We start from the raw sequence: 19,915 nt of genomic DNA on the forward strand, positions 1-19,915 counted from the left end.
CCTACTCCCCGCTCTTCTTGCGTGCCTCGACGTAATGCGTCATCGCATTCATGTTCTTGACGAATTCGCCGGCATCAATCTCGTCGCCTTTGAGCCAGCGGCCTTCGCTGTCGAGGGATTCAGCAGCTTTCCTGGCCTTTGAAGCTGCCGCTTTTGCACGGCTGGCCCAATCCTTCGGCGTCTGCGGTCCGGTATGGTTGATCTGCAGTTCTTCGCGACCTTTGGCGAGCTGCTTTTTGAAGAGGTCGAGGCTGCTCTGCTGGCTGGTCTTGAAGGAATAATGCGTTGGCATGTTGCTGTCGTCATAGGTCAGTACGTAGGTATCCTTGACGAAGAAGAGGGGCTTGTTGGTGCGCAGTTCATAGAAGCGTGCGTGGGTGCCGTCGGGCAGCTTGGAGCGTTCGAACCAGGCGAGTGCGGACGGAATTGGCTTGAGGTACTTGTCATCACCTGTGATTACCCAGAGCCGATGCAGCACTTCCATGGCGCCGATGCTCTCATTGCCGGTGACGGATGGCGGCTCGAATTTGCGCGCCCAGACGGGATGCATGTCGCGATCATACTGCTGCGCCCACACGGGCTGCGGCTCGGGCATCTGTGCTAGGAGAAAGAAGTCGCCGAGTTTCTTCAGGGCGGAGAGATAGCGCTCATCCTTTTCGAGTTCGTAGGCGCGGAACAGCACCTTGGCGATCTGCTGCAGATTGTCGTCGTTCAGTGTGTAGAAGCTGGTGTACTTCACCTTAGGAAAGGTGCGCGACCATTCGGCGGGGTAGCTCGCTTTGAGCACGGGTGCCGTCGGATCTGCCGGGCCGGTGAACTGCTGAGGCCAGGCTCCAATGGGTGCCTGGGCGGCGAGCAGGGAGTCGAAGGCAAATTTGGTGCAGCGCTTCAATTCGGCATCGTCTTTGCAGGCGGGTTCATGCGTCATTTCCAGCAGAAAGAGCAACGCGGACTCGGTCTTGTTGTCATCAAGGGTGGTGCTGTTGCGGCGTTTGCCGGGCTCCTTGTCCCCGGCTTCGAGGTCGCTGCGCAGGTGGTATTTTTTGATCTTCTCAGGATCGAAATCGAAGTCGCTGTCCCAGCCGCCGGTGGCGAGCTGAGATTTGAGCAGCGATTGGGCGGCGTCTTTCGCGGCGCTGAGGAAAACGTCGTCACCCGTGGCTTGGTAAGCCTTCAGCATGACCAGCCCCATCGTCGTGGTGCCGTGCGGCTGGATGGAGGTGATCGTGGCGGACTTGCCGTGCTCGACTTCGCCGATCTTGCCCTCTTTGTCCCAGGTGCTCGCATAACCGCCCTCACGCGCGAGGTGCGTATGCGCATAGGTGACCGCCTTCTTCATGGCCGCGGTGATGACAGCGGGGTCAGGCTGTTCGGCAAGAGCGAACGATGAGGAAAGAGCGAGAAGGAGAAGCGGACGCATGGTTAGGAACCCAAAACGTCTGGCTCAACTCCAGTCCTTCAATCTTTCCGGAAAGGGGCAGTTCGCGCAGGCGGAGTCATCTTCGAGGCAGAAGTCCTCATAAATCTGCAGCAGGCCTTGCTGCTGGTGCAGCTTCCGGGTGAAGTCATGGCCGCGGGTGTCCTCGCCAAAGAGGCGCAGTACAGCGCGGCGCACTTTTTGATTGTCGAGCAGGGCGGGGAGTTCGAGGTACTCTGCCCACAGGCGCGTGCGCTCTGGCACCAGCAGCGGGTAGGCGACGTTGGCCAGCATCTCCTGCACCCGCGTCTCGCCGATCAAGGCGACTGGTTTCTTCGCCTCCTCCGCGAGCAGGGTGTAGTGGACGGCCCAGAAATCATGCGTGAGAGCGAGAAGGGAGTCACGCCATGCGGCCTGGCTCCAGCGTGTGGCATCGGCCAAAGGCGTGACGATGGAAGACCAGGAACGCAGCAGCGCGGCGAGTGCGCCGAGACGGCGCTGGGGGTGATTGCCGGGACGTATGGCGTTGAGCTTCCAACGCAGAAGCTGGCGTTCATCCAGCCAGCGGCCCACGTCGCCCCGGAGCTTCCACCATTCGCTCCAGAGTTCACGCAGGTAGGAGCGTGTGGCGGGTTCGGTGTCGTCGCTGCGCACGCTTTCGAGGAAACCGGAGACGCCGAAGAGCCAGGCCTCGCGCTTCGCGGGATCGAGTTGGGTGATTCTTTTCAACGGCAGCCGCTGGGAGAGAATGGCGAAGGGCTGCTGGTTCTTGCGATAGCCCAGCGTCTGCGCCAGTGCCTGATAAATCGCCTGCTCACGACCCTGCGCGGCCACGCTGCGGTGCAGACGTTTTGATTTGAGTTCAAGACGATGCTGCGCGGCGGATTCGATGATGGACTGCACCCGCGTGGCATCCATTTCACGTAGAGGCAAGGCGCAACGCCCCAGTCGTGCTTGGGCAAGGTGGGGCTTGGGCTTGATGCCTTCCGGCAGCATGCCGGCGTGCAGCAGCACTTGAGGGACTTCGCGGTGCTCGCTCGTGCGTGTGTAGAAACGCTCTTCCGGCGCATGCATGAAGAGATGCAGCACCACACGGTTGAAGTTTTCGTTCGCGCCATGCGTGTGCCGTTCCCAGTCGCGCGCATCGGGGTCCAGCTCGATGTCACCCCGCAGGGTTTGTCCGCCGATCACGATGGCGCAGCCGTTGAAGTCCGGACCTGCGCCCGAATTCCACACACCGAAATCTGCGATACGCACGTTCTTGCCATCCGTGGTGGTGAATTCACTGCCAAAGGCACCGGAGAACCACAGACTCTGCAGTTCCATTTCCGTCATGGGTTCGGCAAAACCGGGGAGAGCCTCGGCCACGCCGGAAAAAACGGCGTCGCGAAAACGTGCGTAGCGGTCGGCGAGCGGGAGCGGCGTCATGACGATTGGGCGTGGGCATACCAAGGAGCGGCTGGCGTGGAATGCCACTGGTTTTACCGCTACGGAGGCCGGGGCCTTAGATTATCAGTTCGCGCAAGGAAACCTGTGCGAGTGAATCGACACGCTTCCACGCGCCGGTGAAATCCAGATGCCGGGTCATGGGGCCCGGCGCGACGATGCAGCGGATGCCAGCGGCCATGGCCGCACGGAGGCCGTTGAGGGAGTCTTCGAAAATGAGGGCTTCCTGAGGGGCGACGCCGAGCTTTTCGGCGGCGTGGAGAAAGAGGCTTGGGTCGGGCTTTACCTTGCCGGTGTCATCGACCGTGGAGATGTGATGAAAATGGTCATGCAGACCGAGCTGGTCCATCCATGAGTTGATCCATACGCGCGGGCTGCTGCTGGCGATGGCGATGCGCATGCCGAGTTCGGCGGCTTCCTGCAGGCGGTCTGCGACACCGGGCAGCAGATGCAGATGTTTGCGCAGTTCATTTTCGTGGGCCTTGCGCAGCACCTCAAGGGCGTCCCAGTCAAACTCCCGGCCCGTGAGCTGTTCGAGGTCACGCTTGGGGTCGTAGGTGCCGGTGATGAAGTCGGTGCCGATTGCCTGGGCGTAGCGCTCCAGAGGAAGCTCATGGCCGTGCTGGTCATAGATTTCCCTCCAAGTATGGTAACCGGTGCTTTCAGTGTCAACGATGAGGCCGTCGAAGTCGAAGATCACGGCGCGGATGGGTGGGGGCATGCGGATGGATGGCCGAAAGTAGCGAAAGATGCAAAAGATTCGAAAGCTGTGAAAACGGGAGGTCCCACTTTTTATGCTTTTCCGTTTCGTTGAACCGACAGGCCATGGCAGCGTGCTGCCCACGATGCTTAGTTTGAAATCACCAGAGCCCGAGCGACTGCGCGAATTGCTGAAGTCATGGAGGGATGAACCTCTGAGCTACACGCCGCCACTGGCGGATGGATTCATCGCTGACGAGCATGCGGTGAGGCTGGGCAGTGGTGAGGAGGTGTATCTGAAGGCCTGCGGGGCCTTGGATGCGTGGGGCATGTTTCCGACCTGGGCGGAGGTCAGTCGATTAGAAGTCAAGGGTCAGCAGGTGGGGCAGATTGTGGCGATGGTGACGCGCATCTGCGGCCTGTGGTGGGTGAACCCCTGCCGGATTCTGCGTCGCTGCGATTCAGCGACTACTCATGGATTTGTGTATGGAACCCTGCCTGAACACGCCGAATGCGGTGAGGAGCAGTTTGTGATTGAGCGCAGGACCGATGGCAGCGTGTGGTATGTTATACGTGCATTCTCACATCCACGTCATTGGATGGCGTGGCTCGGCTTCCCATTGGCGCGTTGGTGGCAGTGCCGTTTTGTGCGGGATTCACAGCGGAGGATGGCCATTCCGTGAAGGCTGAGGACAAGTTCAAATACGAGTGGCTGGTTGCAGCGCTGGCATGGGTCGCGCAGTTATGGGCGCTCAAATCACTGCCTTCAGACAGCTATTGGGTCGTGATGTTATTGCTGCTTTCAGCATGTCTCCTGATGCCATTATCGAGACGTTTGTTGGATTGCGAATCGCAACAAACATGGTGGCCCCGAGTGGAACTTGGATGTGCTCTTTTGATTGCCGTCAGCTTCATCGCAAATACGGTCGTTTATATCATCCCTTGGTTGCTGATTCGTTCGGCGGCAGCACTTGAAGCGCTCGGAAATTGCAGAAAAAAGACGCTGGATAATTCTGCGGAATTGGCGCTTTTGTCTGCGCGCGTTTTCCCCGCCATCGGTGCTGCATGGCTGGTGGCAAATCGTGCCAACTGGACGCCCTGGGGCTTCGATCCGCTCATCGTGCTGCTCACGGCGGCACATTTCCATCATGCGGGATTCACACTGCCGCTGATGGCGGGGCTGAATGCGAAGGCGAAACCAGGATGCTGGACCCGATTTTCGTGTGTCGCGATCCTGCTCGGCGTGCCGCTGGTGGCCGTGGGAATCACCTGCACTCACTTTGGGGTGCTGAAGTTCGTAGAACCATTTGGCGTAACGATTTTGGTCATGGGTGCGCTCGGCGTCGCTCTGTCACAAATGCGGAGAGGCTTGGAAAAAAAGCATCCGAATTGGACACGCTTCGGCTTCTTGATTTCAGGCGCATCGCTCTTCATTGCGATGCTTCTGGCGCTCAGCTTTGGCCTGCGATATTTGATCCCAAACTACGCACTGACGATGCCACAGATGTGGATGATCCACGGGACACTGAATGCGATTGGTTTCGGGCTGTGCGGGATTCTGGCGTGGCGTGGTGCCTCTAAGCAGGCTGAGCACCCTTGAGCAAATCGAACAAGGTGATCATGCCGAGCAGTTTTTTCTGTTCATCAACGACCACCGCCTTGCTAACGCCACTTCGCATCAGCGTGCCGACAAGCACGGGCACGGGGGTGTCTGCGGTGATGCAGAACGGTTTGGTCAGCGGCAGTGCCTGCAACTGATCCACGCAGGTGAGGCCGTGGTTTTTGAGCCATTCATAAGCGACCGAGCGACGCAGCAGGCCGACGACGCAACCGTTCGCAGTGACGGGATAGGTGCTGTGTGGGTGCGCCTGAAACTCGGCCACGGCATCCTGCACGGTGACGTTGGCGTCTAGGAAAGCAATGTTTCGTGTCATCACGTCGGCGGCACAGGCCTGGCGCGTGGCCTCCGGAATCATGTTCACCGTGTTCTGGATTTCTTCGGGCAGGTGATACTGCTGCGCGGTACCTCGGAACAGGGCATCCAGCGAGCCGATGCTTTTCGCTAGCGTCTTGAAGGTCCCTCCATCAATGGCCACGAGTTCGCTCGATTCGGTGGCCTGGGCATCAAAACGCCAGATGCCATCACCCAGGAGAGCGCGTTCACCGAAGTGCTCACCGGGGCCGGCGGCTTTGACTAGCTGGCCTTTGTCATCGGTGATGTTCACATTGCCTTTTTTGACGGCATAGAGGGACTGTGCAGGCTCGCCCGCATGAAACAGCGAATCCCCGGGCTCAAGGTGCATCTCGCCGAGCGGCGAGGAGAAGCTAGGCGTGAGCAGATTGATGTCGCGCGGAAAGAACAGCTCAAAACTCCACTCCGCCATGACGCGTAGCTTGCGGTCAAAGCCGGGGAGTTTCATGAGGTAGATGCTGCGCCACATGAACCAGGCAATGATGCCGGAGAAGCGCATGCCAAACACCTGCGCGACGGCCTTGCGATGGCCGATGGTGGCGAGCTCGCCGAGGCCGGTGAAGTGAAACGGCTTCAAGGGGAGCCCTGCGAAACTGGCCGCGATATTCTTCGCCACCAGCGCCCCCTGGCGCATGGCGAACTGCGCAGTCTCAGGGCAGGTGCCGCCGTCCGCCTTGGGGAAGACAGCGCAGTCCCCGGCGGACCACACATTGGTGAGCCCTTTGACCTGCCCGCTGGATTCCACGACGACCTTGCCACGCTCCACCGGGAGCCCGCCGTTGGCACCCAGCGCGGTGATTTGCGGATGCGGTGCATTGCCGACGGTGCACACCACGAGCGTGGCGGAAAGAGAGACTCCATCCCCCAGCTGCACGGTGCGGGCGGTGACGGCACGCACGCGGCTTTTGAAGATGATCTTCACGCCCATCTCGGTGAGGCATTTGCCCGTGTAGGTGCCGAGGCTGTCGCTCAGCATGCCAAGCAAACGGTCCCCGCTGTGGATCAGCGTGACGCTCGGCTCATGGGGTTCGATGTTCTCATAGAAACGGCGCGCTCCGACGATCAAATCCTGGATCTGCCCGGCCGTTTCCACGCCTGAGTAACCACCACCAACGATGACGAAGGAGAGCAGCTCTTTGCGCAGTTTGGGATTGGTGATGAGATTGGCCTCCTCAAGGCGGCTGATGATGGCGGCGCGCAGCTTCATAGCATCGCCCACGGTGCGCATGAGGTACGCATGCTCGCCCATGCCAGGAATGCGGCTGAGGTCCACCCCGGCACCGGGGGCCAGCATGATGTGCTCAAAGCCCACCGTGACCTGCGGTGTGAACATGCCCCCGTTCAGCGTGATGATGCGGTTCTCGAGGTCGATGTGCGTGACCTCTCCCTTGAGCACCTCGGCTCCGCGGCAGATCATGCGGATGGGATTCACCACGTGCTGTGGGGAGAGCGACCCACCCGCGACTTCCGGCAGCATCGGCTGAAAGACCATGTGGTTTTCACTGGCGATGATGCCCACCGTCATGCCGGCCACGCTCTCGGTGAGCTTGAGCAGCTTGCGTGCGCAGTACACTCCAGCAAACCCTCCGCCGATGATGGCTACTTTGAAAATACGGTCGGGTTGTTTGGGCATAGTCTGCAGTGCAGACGCAGGCAGCGAGCCAGCTTGACCGAATAATGCTGTGCCTAGCTCGTTGAGCGCCGCAAGACACGTTTCATCACCACCAAGGCATCCCCCGGCATGAGCATCGCTGTGGGGCTGGGATTCAAATCTGTGACCCCTTCTTTGCGCAAAATCGCCACGGGCAGCAGGCGGCCGGCGGTCCCGGTCTCGACGTCTGAGATGCGCTTGTGGAGCCAGGGCGAGTCTGCACCGATTTCGATTTCCTCCATGTCGAGGCCGAGTTCGGTGAGATGGTGGTCAAAGTCGATGCTGGCCTTCGTCTTGCCGCCGATCAGGTCGCGCGTGTTCGGGTGCAGGATCAGGTGGGCGATGCGGTCTGCGCCAATGTGAGCGGGCAGCACCACACGGTTTGCACCCGCCTGCAGCAACTTGCGCTCGGTGGAGGGAACTTCACCGCGTGCGATGATTTGGATCGCGGGGTTCATGTTGCGCGCGCTGAGGGTGATGAAGACATTGGCCGCGTCATTGGGCAGTACTGTGGCCAGCACGCGTGCACGGCTGATGCCCGCCATCTTCAGCACCGCTTCGTCCGTGGCCTCGCCTTGCAGGGTGAGAAAGCCCGCATCCCGCACCTCTGCCACGCGGTCAGTCGCCTGATCGACGATGACGAAGGGGATGCCGCCTGCCTGCAATTGGGTGGCGATCATGCGGCCAATGCGACCGTAGCCGCAGATGATGGCGTGGTTTGTCAGTTTTTCGATTTCGTTTTCCATGCGTTTGCCTCCCAGTGCTCGTTGAATCTGTGCCTCCGTCAGCCACTGCACCAGGGTACCAGTGACGAAAATAATGCCGGTGCAGCCAAAGAGAATCAGCATCACCGTCCACGTTCGCAGCCAGGGATCGGTGATGGGCACCACCTCCCCATAGCCGACGCTGAAAGCGGTGATGACCACCATGTAGAAAGCATCGCTCCATGACCAGCCTGCCACCCGGTAGCCGATGGTGAAAACCGTCATCACCAGGCCGACGAAGGCTAAGGCATAGAGAACATTGTTCTGCGGGCGGTTCTTGGAAATCGGCATCGGATCGGGCGGAAGGCAATAGCTAGCGGAAGGCGTGCCAGAAGCCGGACAGTTGTCGAAGATTGCTCGTGCTCGGTGAAATGACGCGTGCGCTCAGGGCGTTTGCTTGCCACGTTCTCCACCCACTCTATGAAGTATCTGCTCACCGCCCTCTTTGCCTTTTCACTCCTCGGCTCCGCGTTTTCGGCGGACAAAAAATCCATCGTCATGATCGCGGGGAAGCCTTCGCATGGTCCGGCGCAGCATGAACACAATGCGGGCATCCAGCTCTTGAAAAAGTGCTTGGAGCAGGGCGCGGCGGATCAGGTGGACGTCAAATTTCACCTGAATGGCGAGTGGCCTTCCCAGGAGGAGCTGGCTGCAGCGGATACCGTGGTGATCTATTCAGACGGGGGCGGCGGACATCCTGCCTTGCAGGGCGACCACCTTGCCCAGCTCGACAAGGAAATGAAGCGTGGCTGCGGCTTCCTGACGCTGCATTACGCGGTAGAGCCTACGATTGAGAAGGGTGGCAAGGAGTTCATCGACTGGATGGGCGGCTGCTTTGAGATCAACTGGAGCGTGAACCCGCACTGGGATGCCAACTTCAAAGAACTGCCAGCACACCCGATCAGCACTGGAGTGAAACCTTTCGCCACGAATGACGAATGGTACTTCTTCATGCGCTTCCGCCCGAGCATGCAAGGCGTGACCCCAATCCTGAGCGATGTGGCTCCGGAATCCACCATGAGCCGCCCGGATGGTGCGCACAGCGGCAATCCAGCCGTGCGTGAATCCGTGAAGAATAAGGAAAAACAGCATGTCGCCTGGGCCTGCGAGCGCGCGGACGGTGGCCGTGGCTTCGGCTTCACCGGGGGCCATTATCATCAAGGCTGGGCCAACAATGAACAGCGCAAGCTGGTGCTGAACGCTATCCTCTGGACCGCGAAGGGCAAGATTCCCGAGGGTGGCGTTGCCTCCGCAGTGACGGAAGAAGACATGAAGGCCAATCTTGATCTCAAGCCCGGCCAAGGACTTCCCGAGAAGCCAAAGCCCGCGCCGAAGGCGAAGTAAGCTGACAGAGGTGTGATATGCTCAGGCGGAGTAGCCGCCTGAGATGTACGCATTCAATTGCTCAATGGTCATGCGCTGCGTGGCGATGATCCATTTCACCAGATCGCCAATCGAAACGATGCCGAGCAGTTCCTCGCCATCCACCACCGGCAGATGGCGGATGCGATGCTCCGTGATGATCTCCATGCAGCTTGAGATGCTTTGATCAGGGCCTACGGTCACCAAGTCCCGCGCCATGATGTCGCTGACGGGTGTGTCCTTGGAGGATTTACCCTTGAGCGCCACCTTGCTCATGTAGTCGCGCTCCGAGATGATCCCGACCAGCTTGGTCCTGTCCATCACCGGCAGGGCGCCGATGTTTTTCTCGGCCATCATTTGAATGGCCTGAAAGACGGTGGCTGTGGGCGGGATGGTCCAGATGTCCCGGCCCTTGTGCTCCAACAGGGTTTTGGCGGCGGTAGGAATTTCCATGGTGTTCTTGGGTATTTTCTGAAATGCGCTTCGGATAAGCAAGCTTCGTTTTCCCGGCGCTTCTGGCCGGGGGAAAAGCAGGAATCGGCCAACCTTGATGCTTGAGAAGGACTTTGTACGTCGTTTCATGCGGTGCCATGAGCAATCCATCCACGCCTCTCTCACGTCGCCGCTTCGTCGGTGCTGCCGGTCTCGTCGCCGGGAGCATGATCACCCGCCCGCTGTTCGGCCAGAACGCCGCCAGCAACAAACTTAACGTCGCCCTCATCGGCGTGTGGGGTCGCGGCCTCGCGCATTACGACTCCATCTCAGAGGAAAATGTCGTCGCGCTGTGTGACATCAACGAGGCGCGTTTCCCCGATGCGCTGAAGCGTTTCCCCAATGCCACGACGTACATCGACTGGCGCAAGTGTCTCGATCACAAAGGTCTTGATGCCGTCGTCATTTGCACGCCGGATCACACCCATGCGTTCATCGCCAACTGGGCTCTGAAGCGCAATTTGCATGTCTATTGTGAGAAGCCGCTGGCCATCACCGTCGATGAAGCGCGCATCGTGCGTTCCACATGGGAAACGAAGAAGGACAAGCTGGCCACGCAGGTCGGCATGCAGCGCCATGCGAACCCGAATTTCAACCGCGTTCGCGAACTCATCCGCGATGGCGCCATCGGTGAACTGAAATCTGCCTACGCATGGGGCAATCGCCAGATTCCAAAGCCCGGCTACTTCCCCGAGGAAGGCGCACCACCCTCCAGTTTTCACTACGATCTGTGGCTTGGCCCTTCGCCATACCATCCATACAACCCAGCCTACTTCGCCGGTGGAGCAGGTGCAAACTGCCTCTCCTGGAACATGTTTTGGGACTTCGGTGCCGGACAGATCGGCGACATGGGCAGCCACACGATGGACCTGCTCTGGAACGCCGTGGACGGTGGCCTGCCGACCTCCGCCGAAGCCAAGGGCGACGCCTACAACTCCGACGTCACACCCGTGAAATGCGAGTCGCACTTTGAACTCCCCGCAAACGACTGGCGCGGCCCCATCTCCGTGGCCTGGTATCAGGGCGGCGCGATGCCGAGCTCGCCGAAGAACTCCATCGACCTGAACAAAATCGGGCATGGCGCCATGTTCAAAGGCACGAAGGGTTTCCTCATCGCAGACTTCGATTCACGTCTCATCCTGCCCTACGGCAACGACGCCGATATGAGCTACTACAAGCCACGCAAGAAGGAAGACATGCTGCCAGACCTCGGCCACTTCCAGAAGCAGTGGTTTGACGCCTGCCGTGATCCGAGCAAGCCCACCGCGTGCAACTTTGGCTACAGCGCCAACATGATCGAAATGATGCTCCTCGGCCTCGTTGCCTATCGCACCGGCAAGAAGATCCAATACGACGGCAAAACCGGCACCAGCCCCGACACACCCGAAGCAAACGCCTTCATGAAGAAGGAGTACCGCGACGGCTGGAACATCGACGGCTAAACCACCATGAATCAGCTCACGTCCATCAGCATCGTCAGCCTGGTGCTGATGGGCGGTGCGCTGACTTCACGCGCGATGGATTACTTTGACGAGACGGCGGCAACGACCGTGTTTGCTTTCGACAGCGTCTCGATCCCCTACTCGCAAAATCTTCGGCTGGAGATGCGCCCGCCCACACGGCATCCCGCCAATCCGGTCCTGCCGCGCGGTGCTCCAGGCACACCCGATGCACAAGGAGTCCAGTTCTATGGCTCCATTATTAAGGAGAAAGGCAAGTTCCGCCTGTGGTATGTCGCCTTTGATGACGACACTGAAAACAAGGTGGCTTCATCGCGCTGGCGCGCGGCCTATGCAGAGAGCACGGATGGATTGAACTGGACGAAGCCGAACCTGGGGCTCGTCAAATACAAGGGAAACACGGATAACAACTTGCTGCCCATGGGCGGGGGACCGTGGGGATTTGTGAACATCAAGGTACTCAAGGACGTGGCGGACCCTGATCCCTCCCGGCGCTATAAAATGACAGCGCATGTCTATTTCCGGTATCAATCGCGGCTGGGGACGCTGCTGCCGTTTGTGAGCGCAGATGGTTATACCTGGAAGCCGGTCAAGGAGGTGAAGTCCGTGAAAGCCGAGCTCAAGATCGAGGATCTGCTGCTGCCGGGCATTCACTTTGAACCCAGTGGCGGCCTGTATCAGTGGGACGGCATGTTTTACGCCTGCGGGCAGAATGCGATGAATGCCACGCGTCCGTATCAGGGCCGTGTGACACGCATGTACCGTTCGCCTGATTTCGTGCACTGGCTGCCGACGCAAAGCATCGGCTTTGTGCGGGAGCCGCAGCATCAAGTGCTGGGAGCGGGGCGGAGTCTCGAAGGTGAGCAGACGCATGAGGGCATCAGCGTGTGGAATCGGCGTAATCTGCTGCTCGGCGTGGTGGGCCTATGGCATGGCGCGAAAGAGTGGCGGGACATCTCCATCGACCTCGGCTTTGTGATCAGCAACGATGGCCTGAATTTTCGTGAACCAGCGCATGAGTGGACTTTTCTCAAACGCGGGGACGACGGCGCCTGGGATCAGGGAGGCTTGTTGCAAGGGCAGGGCTTCGAAAATATCGGCGACGAAACCTTCATCTATTATGGCGCGTGGGACCCGCGCCATTGGAAGAAGGCACCTCCACGTGGCGGCGTTGGCATCGTCAAACTGCCGCGTGATCGCTTTGGCGATCTCGTGGTCCAGACGGCCGGCAAAGGCCCAGGGAACTACCAATTACGGGAAATCGCCAGCGAGTTCACCACCGCCGCCATTCCCATCCAGGGCGCGCAGCAGTTCTTTCTCAACGCTGATGGCCTCGGGTCTGACGCTACCTTGAAGATCGAACTGCTCGGCGCCAACGAGACGCCGCTGCCGGGCTACACCAGCACCATTCGACAGAGCGGGTTCCAAACGCCGGTGCTGTGGCAGGAAGCCGCCGGTGATTTGCCTGAACGTATTCGTGTCCGCGTGACGTTTGAAGGCCGGCGCAATACGGACATCCGCTTCAGCGCCCTGTATGTAAAGCCTGACAGGTGATGACCGAGTCACCTGATATGAATGAAACGCATGCTGGTACTTCCGGCCGTAACATCGGGTGGGCCACGGAGTTGGCCGATTAAATTTCATTCGGTGGCCGTATGGGGAGAATGCGACTACTTCTCTGCTTCCTTTGCATTCTTTCCTCGACCACGTTTTCCGCTGATCCCGCTCGTGTTTTCCAAGCCGGAGCCGCGACGAGTAACATCACGCCGGAGCTCGGCAGCTCGATCAATGGCGGCTTTCAGGATGGCAAGGCAGTGTTCATTCACGATGAGCTGCATGCCCGCTGCCTCGCGCTCGATGACGGAAAAACGCAGCTGGTGATGGTCGTGGCTGACAGTTGCGTCATTGGGCGCGGCATTTTTGATGAGGCTAAAAAAATGGTACATGAGGCCACCGGTCTGCCGCTGGAGAACATGCTCATGTCCGCCACGCATTCGCATTCGTGCGGTACTGCGCAGGCCGTGGGCCAGAGCGAGCCGAACCCGATGTATCAGCGGTTTATCGCGAAGCGCATCGCCGATGGCATTCGTCGTGCGTTGAACAATCTCGCTCCCGCCAAAATCGCGTGGGGAACAGTCGATGTGCCGCAGCATGTGTTCAATCGTCGCTGGAAGATGAAGCCCGGCACCATCCCTCCCTCGCCACACGGTGTCACGACTGATCAGGTGAAGATGAACCCTGGCATCAACAATCCCAACCTCATTGAACCTGCCGGCCCCACCGATCCTCAGGTGAGCTTCATCAGCGTGCAATCCGCAGAGGGAAAACCCATCGCACTCTATGCAAACTACTCGCTGCATTACGTCGGCGGTGTCGGTCCCGGCCATATCTCGGCGGACTACTATGGGGTCTTTGCCAGCCGCATTGGCGAACTGCTTGGCGCGGACCGGCAGGACACGCCGTTCGTGGGCATCATGTCGAACGGCACGAGCGGCGATATCAACAACATCAACTTCCGTGGCGGGCAGGCCAAAGAACCACCCTATGGCCGAATCAAGATCGTGGCGAATGATGTGGCGCAGGCGGTCGCGGGTGCGTGCAAAGCGGTGACGTATCACGACTGGGTGCCGCTCGGAGTCGCGCAGAAGGAAGTCACACTGGGCCTGCGCATTCCGACGTCGGAAGAAGTGGAAAAAGCACGCGCGGTGACGAAGCAGTCCAAGCTCTTTCCGCGCATGGAAACATCGGAGCAGGTGTATGCGCGTGAGACGGTGCTGTTGGCTGATTTCCCCAAAGAAGTCTCCGCGCCGCTGCAGGTGCTCAAGATCGGAGACCTGCGTGTCTCGGCCATTCCCGCCGAGGTTTTCGTGGAGATCGGCCTCGGAATGAAAAAGCGCCATCCACAGACCTTCACCGTGTCCCTAGCCAATGCCTACCACGGCTATCTGCCCACGCCGGAGCAGCATAAGCTTGGGGGGTATGAAACGTGGCGTGCGCGGTCAGCCTGCCTCGAGGTCGATGCTTCAACGAAGATCGTCGCGGGATTGGAGGAACTGTTTTCTTCACTGCAATGAAATCGTTCTTTCTCACCCTGTCTCTATTCGCCGTGCTCATCAGCCCTGCGCCTGCTGCGAACATCGTCATCATGATGGTCGAAGATCCCAACAACTATGAAGCGCCAAGGACGATGCGTGAGTTTGCGGAGAAGGAGCTCCGGCCGCTGGGGCATCGCGTCACGCTCATCGAGGGCGACAAGCCGCAGATGCATCATTTTGCGGGACTCACTGAGGCGTTGAAGGATGCGGATCTGCTTGTGCTCTTTTCCCGCCGCCGCTTTCCGCCGCAGGCGCAAATGGCGGCCATCCGTGCGCACCTCGCTGCCGGCAAGCCGCTGCTCGGCATCCGCACGGCGAACCATGCTTTCCTTCCCAAGCCCAACGAGGTCATCGATGCAAGTCTGTCTCCGTGGCCGGAATTCACGCATGAAGTCCTTGGCGGCGAGAACACCGGCTATGAAACGAAGGGCCTGCCATACATCGTCAGCGTGCCGCATGGAATCAAGACGCCGATTCTTGATGGAGTGAACGTTGCGAAAATCCACGGCCATCAGTCGCTCTACAAGGTGCTGCCGCTGGCCGCAGATGCGACCCCAATTCTGATCGGCACGGGGCAAGCAGGCAGCACCACGCCACCGCAGCCGGTTGCGTGGACGCGCACGTATGGTGTCGGCAAAGCGCGCATCTTTTACACCAGCCTCGGCGCGCCCGAGGACATGCGCAGCGCAGATGTACAGCGGCTGCTGCTCAATGCCGTGGCATGGACCTTGCAGAAATAAATCACCATGAAAATACTCTGTTGCCTCTTGTTCGCATGCGTGGCCACCGCCGGGGCTGAAATGCTAGCGGGTGTCGCCAAAGTGGACATCACTGACCGTACGGGTCCCGTGAATGACCCGTGTTTTGCCAAGGCGTTGGTGCTTAAAAATGGCGACACCACGGTGGTGCTGATTACGCTGGATGCGGTGGCGGTGGGCGGCATCGGTCGCATCGGCAATGGCTTCATGGCGGTGGTGCGTACTGGTTTGCAGGAGCTGGGCATTCCCGCGCCGAATGTCGTGGTCAATGCCAGCCACTGCCATGGCATCGTGCGTGGCGATCTGGAGCCCCTGGTCATTCAGGCGGTGAAGGATGCCATGAAGAATCTCGTGCCGGTGAAGGCCGGCAGCGGGGTGGACTCGGAGACACGCATCAGCGAAAACCGCCGGCTCAAGATGAAGGACGGCAGCACGGTGGACATGCGCCGTGCGTACTCGATGCCTCCCGATGAGGCGGTCGCGAGCGTGGGTCCGATTGATCCGCAGGTCGGTGTGCTGCGGCTGGATCGCGCGGATGGCACCCCCTTGGCCGTGCTGTATCAGTTCGCCTGTCATCCGATCATGAACCCGCCGAGCAAAGGATGCTCAGCGGACTATCCGGGCTTTGCCTCAAAGGTGATCGAAGACGCCACCGGAGCCATGGCGTTCTTCGTGCAGGGCTGCGGGGGCGACATCAATCCTGTCCGCTACAAAGAAATCACACGCACTGCGGATGCCGAGCCACTTGGTGCCATGCTCGGCGCGACTGTTCTGGCCGCTGCGCGGCAAATCGAAACGAAAGGCGATGGCGTGCTCAAAGTGAGCAATGCCACCATCGCCGTGCCACGCGCTGCGGATTATACCGCACGCATCAGCAACATCGAAGCAGAGCAGAAGAAGCTGCTGGCAGTGCTCAAGCCCACGAACATCAATTTCAAAAGCTTCCTGCCGCTGCTGCTCCAGCACAAGCTCTGGCCGGACACGCCCTCGCACTACTCCCAGAGCTATTTGCATGATCAGGCTCTTGATCGGAAGGCCATCTCACAGCTCGATGCTGACAACCGGGTGCTGGTGGAAAGTTATCTCGCCAACATCGAGATCATGGAGCGCCTCACGCGGCTGAATGCGAACATGGCTCTGCTGAAGATGCACCTGAAGCAAACGCAGGAGGCAGGCAAGGCCACGCTGGATGCAGAGGTCTGCGGCCTGCGCATCGGCGACTTTAAACTGGTGACCTTCCCGGGGGAGGTCACAGTGCAGGTGGGCTTGAACATCAAGAAGGCTGCGAATGATGCCCGCGCTTTCGTCTCTGGCTACACCAATGGCTACATCTGGTACACCCCCACCGTGGAGCAGCGCCTCAATCCCGGCTACGCGCAGGAAGACTGCGACACGCTGGTCGCGCCTGAATGGCAGAAGATCTTCGAGACGAAGGCACTGGAAGTGCTGCGCGATCTTAACTGATTACATCTCGATGAAAGCATCTCTCACCCTCTTAATCATCGCATGGACTTGCGGTGCTTTTGCTGCTGATGAACTGCCGCAGACGCTCATGACCACTCGCGGCAAACTGCTGGTCAGCGAAGATTTCATGCCTCCACTTGCTCCGGTCACGGGCAAGCCGGTGGGCTTTGCGAGCGGCTTTACTGGCTGGCGCTACAATGCGGGTCCGGTCGGAGGAAAGTCCGGACAGTGGAAGCTGGCGGAGGGTTGTTTTACCGGAGTGGAAAGCCCGGCTGCTAATCATCCAGCAACAGCATCATTTGGGTTTCAATTCACCGATGCCATCATCCAGTGCGAGGTGCGGCTGAACGATGTGCCTGACGAGGGGCGCAAGTATCGCTCGCTGTTTGTAAAGGCGACGGATGTGAAGGACTATGTGATCGCGCTCAGCATCGGCCCAGGCGGCTTGTTTTTGATCCCCTATGATGCCGACCGCATCAATCCCGCGACCAAGCAGCGGGACAAAGGAACGACGAGCCGCGTCTCGACCCCGGTCAAACTCAACGAATGGCACACCGTGGTGCTGGAGATCAAAGGTGATGAGGTGGTGGGCACGCTCGACGGCAAGAGCACCACCTTGAGCAATCCGCTTCTCGGCTTGCCCAAACACAGCCTCATGCTGGGGGCCAGCACCGAGGCCAGTTTCCGTCATCTGCGTGTGTGGGAGGCTCTGCCAAATGCTGGCTGGGCAGCAGCCAAGGCGACACTTCAAACAGCACCGAAACCTTAAGCAGTCCCAGACCTTATGAACCGATCCTTCTTTTTACGCACTCTGACTCTCTTTGCTGTCGTCTTCGGATGTCAGATGCAAGCCGCCGAAGCGCCGCATGTCGTCATCATGATTGGCGAGGAGGAGTATCACACCTGGGAGACCCTGCCGGAGTTCGCAGGTAAAGAATTGAAGGCCGCACCGTATCGCGTCACCGTCATTCAAGCGGACGTGTCGGACAAGAACCAGTTCCCAGGATTCGTGGAGGCGATGAGTGATGCGGATCTGCTTTTCATCAGCGTGCGGCGTCGCACGCCAACGACGGCGGTGATGAATGCTGTGCGTGCCCATCTGGCCGCAGGGAAGCCGCTGGTGGGCATTCGCACTGCGAGCCATTGCTTTGCCCTGCGCCCGAAGGAGCCCGAGCCGAAGGCGGGGCTGACGAAGTGGCAGGCGTTTGACCCAGAGGTGCTGGGCGGCAACTACACCGGCCACTATGGTAAAGACGCCGCCACCATCACCGTGGTGCCGGGGGCGGTGTCGCATCCCATCCTGAAAGGAGTCACCATTGCCGAACTCATCGGACATGGCGGCCTGTACAAAAACACGCCGCTGCAAGCCGGGACCACACCGCTGCTCATGGGAACTCTGCCAGGCGCGGAGACGGAACCCGTCGCGTGGACGCATTTGTATGGTGAGAAGAAGTCCCGCATCTTTTACACTTCGATGGGACATTGGGATGACTTCAAGCTGCCCGCCTTCCGGCGCTTTTTGCTGAATGGTATTGAGTGGGCGCTGGGGAAATAAGGGGCCTTTCAGACCCAAGATGAAACATAAATTGGTGTTGCAGCCTTGAGCATCGCCACGCGCTCGCCATAGAAAGTCAATCCCTCAAACCACCCCGACGAACATGCGACTTCAAGACCAGGTCATCCTCATCACCGGCAGCACCACCGGTATCGGCGAATTCATGGCGCGGCGCTTCGTCGCCGAAGGCGCCCAAGTCATCCTGCATGGCCGTGACGCGGCACGCGGCGCGGCATTGTGCAAAGAACTCGGCACGGACAAGGCGGCCTTCTGCCAGGGAGATCTCGCGGATGCCGCCTATCCGGCCAAGCTGGCGGCGGATGCGATTGCTGCCTTTGGCAAAGTGGATGCTTTGGTGAACAACGCAGCGCTGACCAATCGCGCAAAAATCGACGAGACAGATGCGGCCATGTTTGACCGCATCATCGCCGTGAATGCGCGCGCGCCGATGCTCTTGATCCGAGCCTTGCTGCCTGAATTGAAGAAGAACCGGGGTGTCGTGCTGAATATCGGCTCAGTGCTCGCACACTGCGGTCAGGCAAATTTGCTGGCCTATTCGATGTCCAAGGGCGCGCTGATGACGATGACGCGCAATCTGGCCGATGCACTCGGCACCGACCGCGTGCGCGTGAATCAGCTCAACGTGGGCTGGACGCTGACGGAAAACGAATACCAGGTGAAACTTGGCGATGGACTCGGCGAAGGCTGGCCAGATCGTCTGCCCGCTTACGCTATTCCCATGGGACGTTTGTTGATGCCGGAAGACATCGCTGCGGCGTCCGTTTATTGGGTCGGCCGCGAAAGCTTCCCCGTCACGGGCACCGTGGCCGAGCTGGAGCAGTATCCGCTCATCGGCCGCTACACCAATCACGAAGGCGACGAGAATAACTAACGAATTAAAAACCTAAAACTAAGAACAACCGACCATGAAACTGATCCGCTTTGGAAATCCTGGAGAAGAGAAACCCGGCCTGCAACTCGAAGATGGCAGCCGCATTGATGCGAGCGCCTTTGGCAGCGACTACGATGAAAAATTCTTCGGTGGCGATGGCTTGGAACGTCTCGCCGCTTGGGCCAAAACCAACGCGGCCACTGCACCGACGGTGTCAGCAGACACACGCCTCGGCCCCTGCATCGCACGTCCGAGCAAGATCATCTGCATCGGTCTGAACTACAGCGACCACGCCAAAGAAAGCGGCATGCCCATCCCGGCAGAGCCCATCGTTTTCTTCAAAGCCACCAGCGCCATTGTTGGCCCCTTCGACAACGTGGTCATCCCCCGCAATTCCAAAAAGACCGACTGGGAGGTTGAACTCGCCTTCGTCATTGGCAAAAAAGCCAGCTATGTCTCCGAAGAAGACGCGCTGAGCCATGTGGCCGGCTACTGCGTGCACAACGACTACAGCGAACGCGAATGGCAGCTTGAGCGCGGTGGTCAGTGGGTCAAAGGCAAGAGCTGCGACACCTTCGCCCCCATCGGCCCCTTCCTCGCCACCAGCGATGAGATCCCTGATCCGCAGAATTTGAAGCTCTGGCTCAAGCTGAACGGCAAGACCATTCAGAACAGCAGCACCGCGCAGATGATCTTCGGCGTGAAAACGCTGGTGAGCTACCTGAGCCAGTTCATGAGCCTCCTGCCCGGAGACATCATCACCACAGGCACGCCTCCCGGCGTCGGCCTCGGCTTCAAACCCGATCCTCTCTTCATGAAGCCCGGCGATGTCATCGAACTCGGCGTCGAAGGCCTCGGCGAGCAAGGTCAGACCGCAGTTGCGTACGC

The 19,915-nt window shown here is 59.4% G+C and carries 18 protein-coding genes; 12 read left to right on the forward strand and 6 right to left on the reverse strand.

What is annotated here, in order from left to right; genetic code table 11:
• Position 1 precedes the first annotated feature (1 nt).
• The 3 genes from PSV43_RS13480 to PSV43_RS13490 all read right to left on the reverse strand — a co-directional run bounded on the left by PSV43_RS13480 (position 2) and on the right by PSV43_RS13490 (position 3,584).
• On the reverse strand, positions 2 to 1,420 hold the full coding sequence (locus PSV43_RS13480) for a pectate lyase (protein WP_300197975.1): 1,419 nt from the start codon (positions 1,418 to 1,420) through the stop codon (positions 2 to 4).
• Between the two features lie 24 nt (positions 1,421 to 1,444).
• Positions 1,445 to 2,845, reverse strand: coding sequence for a DUF2851 family protein (locus PSV43_RS13485; protein ID WP_300197976.1), 1,401 nt, complete (start codon positions 2,843 to 2,845; stop codon positions 1,445 to 1,447).
• Between the two features lie 76 nt (positions 2,846 to 2,921).
• A complete protein-coding gene (locus PSV43_RS13490; RefSeq protein ID WP_300197978.1) occupies positions 2,922 to 3,584 on the reverse strand; it encodes an HAD family hydrolase in 663 nt (220 codons plus the stop codon).
• 73 nt (positions 3,585 to 3,657) lie between these two features.
• On the opposite strand from PSV43_RS13490, the gene PSV43_RS13495 reads away from it, so the two are divergent.
• Both PSV43_RS13495 and PSV43_RS13500 read left to right on the forward strand, forming a co-directional pair.
• A complete protein-coding gene (locus tag PSV43_RS13495; protein WP_300197980.1) occupies positions 3,658 to 4,245 on the forward strand; it encodes a DUF1990 domain-containing protein in 588 nt (195 codons plus the stop codon).
• The gene (locus tag PSV43_RS13500) at positions 4,242 to 5,162 is read left to right on the forward strand and encodes a YndJ family transporter (RefSeq protein WP_300197982.1); all 921 of its coding nucleotides are present in this window, start codon (positions 4,242 to 4,244) and stop codon (positions 5,160 to 5,162) included. The genes PSV43_RS13495 and PSV43_RS13500 overlap by 4 nt, the downstream gene beginning before the upstream one ends.
• Here PSV43_RS13500 and PSV43_RS13505 read toward each other — a convergent pair.
• Entirely contained in the window at positions 5,140 to 7,167 is a 2,028-nt protein-coding gene (locus PSV43_RS13505) for an FAD-dependent oxidoreductase (protein WP_300197984.1), read from the reverse strand. The genes PSV43_RS13500 and PSV43_RS13505 overlap by 23 nt on opposite strands.
• Positions 7,168 to 7,220: 53 nt before the next feature.
• Complete coding sequence (locus tag PSV43_RS13510) at positions 7,221 to 8,240, reverse strand: potassium channel protein (protein WP_300197986.1); 1,020 nt, start codon at positions 8,238 to 8,240, stop codon at positions 7,221 to 7,223.
• Positions 8,241 to 8,369: 129 nt separating this feature from the next.
• Between PSV43_RS13510 and PSV43_RS13515 the strand changes: the two genes are divergently transcribed.
• A complete protein-coding gene (locus tag PSV43_RS13515) occupies positions 8,370 to 9,293 on the forward strand; it encodes a ThuA domain-containing protein (RefSeq protein WP_300197988.1) in 924 nt (307 codons plus the stop codon).
• A 21-nt stretch (positions 9,294 to 9,314) separates the two neighbouring features.
• Here PSV43_RS13515 and PSV43_RS13520 read toward each other — a convergent pair whose 3' ends face one another.
• A complete protein-coding gene (locus tag PSV43_RS13520; RefSeq protein ID WP_300197990.1) occupies positions 9,315 to 9,764 on the reverse strand; it encodes a CBS domain-containing protein in 450 nt (149 codons plus the stop codon).
• 137 nt (positions 9,765 to 9,901) lie between these two features.
• Between PSV43_RS13520 and PSV43_RS13525 the strand changes: the two genes are divergently transcribed.
• From PSV43_RS13525 to PSV43_RS13565, 9 genes are all read left to right on the forward strand, one after another.
• Complete coding sequence (locus PSV43_RS13525) at positions 9,902 to 11,245, forward strand: Gfo/Idh/MocA family oxidoreductase (RefSeq protein ID WP_300197992.1); 1,344 nt, start codon at positions 9,902 to 9,904, stop codon at positions 11,243 to 11,245.
• A 6-nt stretch (positions 11,246 to 11,251) separates the two neighbouring features.
• A complete protein-coding gene (locus PSV43_RS13530) occupies positions 11,252 to 12,817 on the forward strand; it encodes a hypothetical protein (protein WP_300197994.1) in 1,566 nt (521 codons plus the stop codon).
• A 110-nt stretch (positions 12,818 to 12,927) separates the two neighbouring features.
• On the forward strand, positions 12,928 to 14,337 hold the full coding sequence (locus tag PSV43_RS13535; protein WP_300197997.1) for a hypothetical protein: 1,410 nt from the start codon (positions 12,928 to 12,930) through the stop codon (positions 14,335 to 14,337).
• Positions 14,334 to 15,098, forward strand: a complete 765-nt coding sequence (locus PSV43_RS13540) for a ThuA domain-containing protein (RefSeq protein ID WP_300198000.1) — start codon at positions 14,334 to 14,336, stop codon at positions 15,096 to 15,098. The genes PSV43_RS13535 and PSV43_RS13540 overlap by 4 nt, the downstream gene beginning before the upstream one ends.
• Before the next feature lie 6 nt (positions 15,099 to 15,104).
• Complete coding sequence (locus PSV43_RS13545) at positions 15,105 to 16,580, forward strand: hypothetical protein (protein ID WP_300198003.1); 1,476 nt, start codon at positions 15,105 to 15,107, stop codon at positions 16,578 to 16,580.
• A 10-nt stretch (positions 16,581 to 16,590) separates the two neighbouring features.
• Complete coding sequence (locus tag PSV43_RS13550; protein WP_300198007.1) at positions 16,591 to 17,349, forward strand: hypothetical protein; 759 nt, start codon at positions 16,591 to 16,593, stop codon at positions 17,347 to 17,349.
• A 15-nt stretch (positions 17,350 to 17,364) separates the two neighbouring features.
• On the forward strand, positions 17,365 to 18,135 hold the full coding sequence (locus tag PSV43_RS13555; RefSeq protein ID WP_300198010.1) for a ThuA domain-containing protein: 771 nt from the start codon (positions 17,365 to 17,367) through the stop codon (positions 18,133 to 18,135).
• A 103-nt stretch (positions 18,136 to 18,238) separates the two neighbouring features.
• Positions 18,239 to 19,027: an SDR family NAD(P)-dependent oxidoreductase gene (locus PSV43_RS13560; protein ID WP_300198013.1), complete on the forward strand. Its 789-nt coding sequence runs from the start codon at positions 18,239 to 18,241 to the stop codon at positions 19,025 to 19,027.
• A gap of 34 nt (positions 19,028 to 19,061) precedes the next feature.
• Positions 19,062 to 19,915 (forward strand): fumarylacetoacetate hydrolase family protein (locus PSV43_RS13565; protein WP_300198016.1); only part of this gene is annotated, 854 nt, incomplete at its 3' end.

The organism is Prosthecobacter sp. (assembly GCF_029946185.1).
Taxonomy (GTDB): Bacteria; Verrucomicrobiota; Verrucomicrobiia; order Verrucomicrobiales; family Verrucomicrobiaceae; genus Prosthecobacter.

Excerpts from the sequence above, each read along its gene's own strand:
- PSV43_RS13495 (WP_300197980.1), top strand. The coding sequence starts at position 3,658 with ATGCTTTTCCGTTTCGTTGAACCGACAGGCCATGGCAGCGTGCTGCCC.
- PSV43_RS13550 (WP_300198007.1), top strand. The coding sequence starts at position 16,591 with ATGAAAGCATCTCTCACCCTCTTAATCATCGCATGGACTTGCGGTGCT.
- PSV43_RS13540 (WP_300198000.1), top strand. The coding sequence starts at position 14,334 with ATGAAATCGTTCTTTCTCACCCTGTCTCTATTCGCCGTGCTCATCAGC.
- PSV43_RS13555 (WP_300198010.1), top strand. The coding sequence starts at position 17,365 with ATGAACCGATCCTTCTTTTTACGCACTCTGACTCTCTTTGCTGTCGTC.
- PSV43_RS13485 (WP_300197976.1), bottom strand. The coding sequence starts at position 2,845 with ATGACGCCGCTCCCGCTCGCCGACCGCTACGCACGTTTTCGCGACGCC.
- PSV43_RS13525 (WP_300197992.1), top strand. The coding sequence starts at position 9,902 with ATGAGCAATCCATCCACGCCTCTCTCACGTCGCCGCTTCGTCGGTGCT.
- PSV43_RS13535 (WP_300197997.1), top strand. The coding sequence starts at position 12,928 with ATGCGACTACTTCTCTGCTTCCTTTGCATTCTTTCCTCGACCACGTTT.
- PSV43_RS13545 (WP_300198003.1), top strand. The coding sequence starts at position 15,105 with ATGAAAATACTCTGTTGCCTCTTGTTCGCATGCGTGGCCACCGCCGGG.
- PSV43_RS13480 (WP_300197975.1), bottom strand. The coding sequence starts at position 1,420 with ATGCGTCCGCTTCTCCTTCTCGCTCTTTCCTCATCGTTCGCTCTTGCC.
- PSV43_RS13515 (WP_300197988.1), top strand. The coding sequence starts at position 8,370 with ATGAAGTATCTGCTCACCGCCCTCTTTGCCTTTTCACTCCTCGGCTCC.
- PSV43_RS13520 (WP_300197990.1), bottom strand. The coding sequence starts at position 9,764 with ATGGAAATTCCTACCGCCGCCAAAACCCTGTTGGAGCACAAGGGCCGG.
- PSV43_RS13530 (WP_300197994.1), top strand. The coding sequence starts at position 11,252 with ATGAATCAGCTCACGTCCATCAGCATCGTCAGCCTGGTGCTGATGGGC.
- PSV43_RS13490 (WP_300197978.1), bottom strand. The coding sequence starts at position 3,584 with ATGCCCCCACCCATCCGCGCCGTGATCTTCGACTTCGACGGCCTCATC.
- PSV43_RS13505 (WP_300197984.1), bottom strand. The coding sequence starts at position 7,167 with ATGCCCAAACAACCCGACCGTATTTTCAAAGTAGCCATCATCGGCGGA.
- PSV43_RS13510 (WP_300197986.1), bottom strand. The coding sequence starts at position 8,240 with ATGCCGATTTCCAAGAACCGCCCGCAGAACAATGTTCTCTATGCCTTA.
- PSV43_RS13560 (WP_300198013.1), top strand. The coding sequence starts at position 18,239 with ATGCGACTTCAAGACCAGGTCATCCTCATCACCGGCAGCACCACCGGT.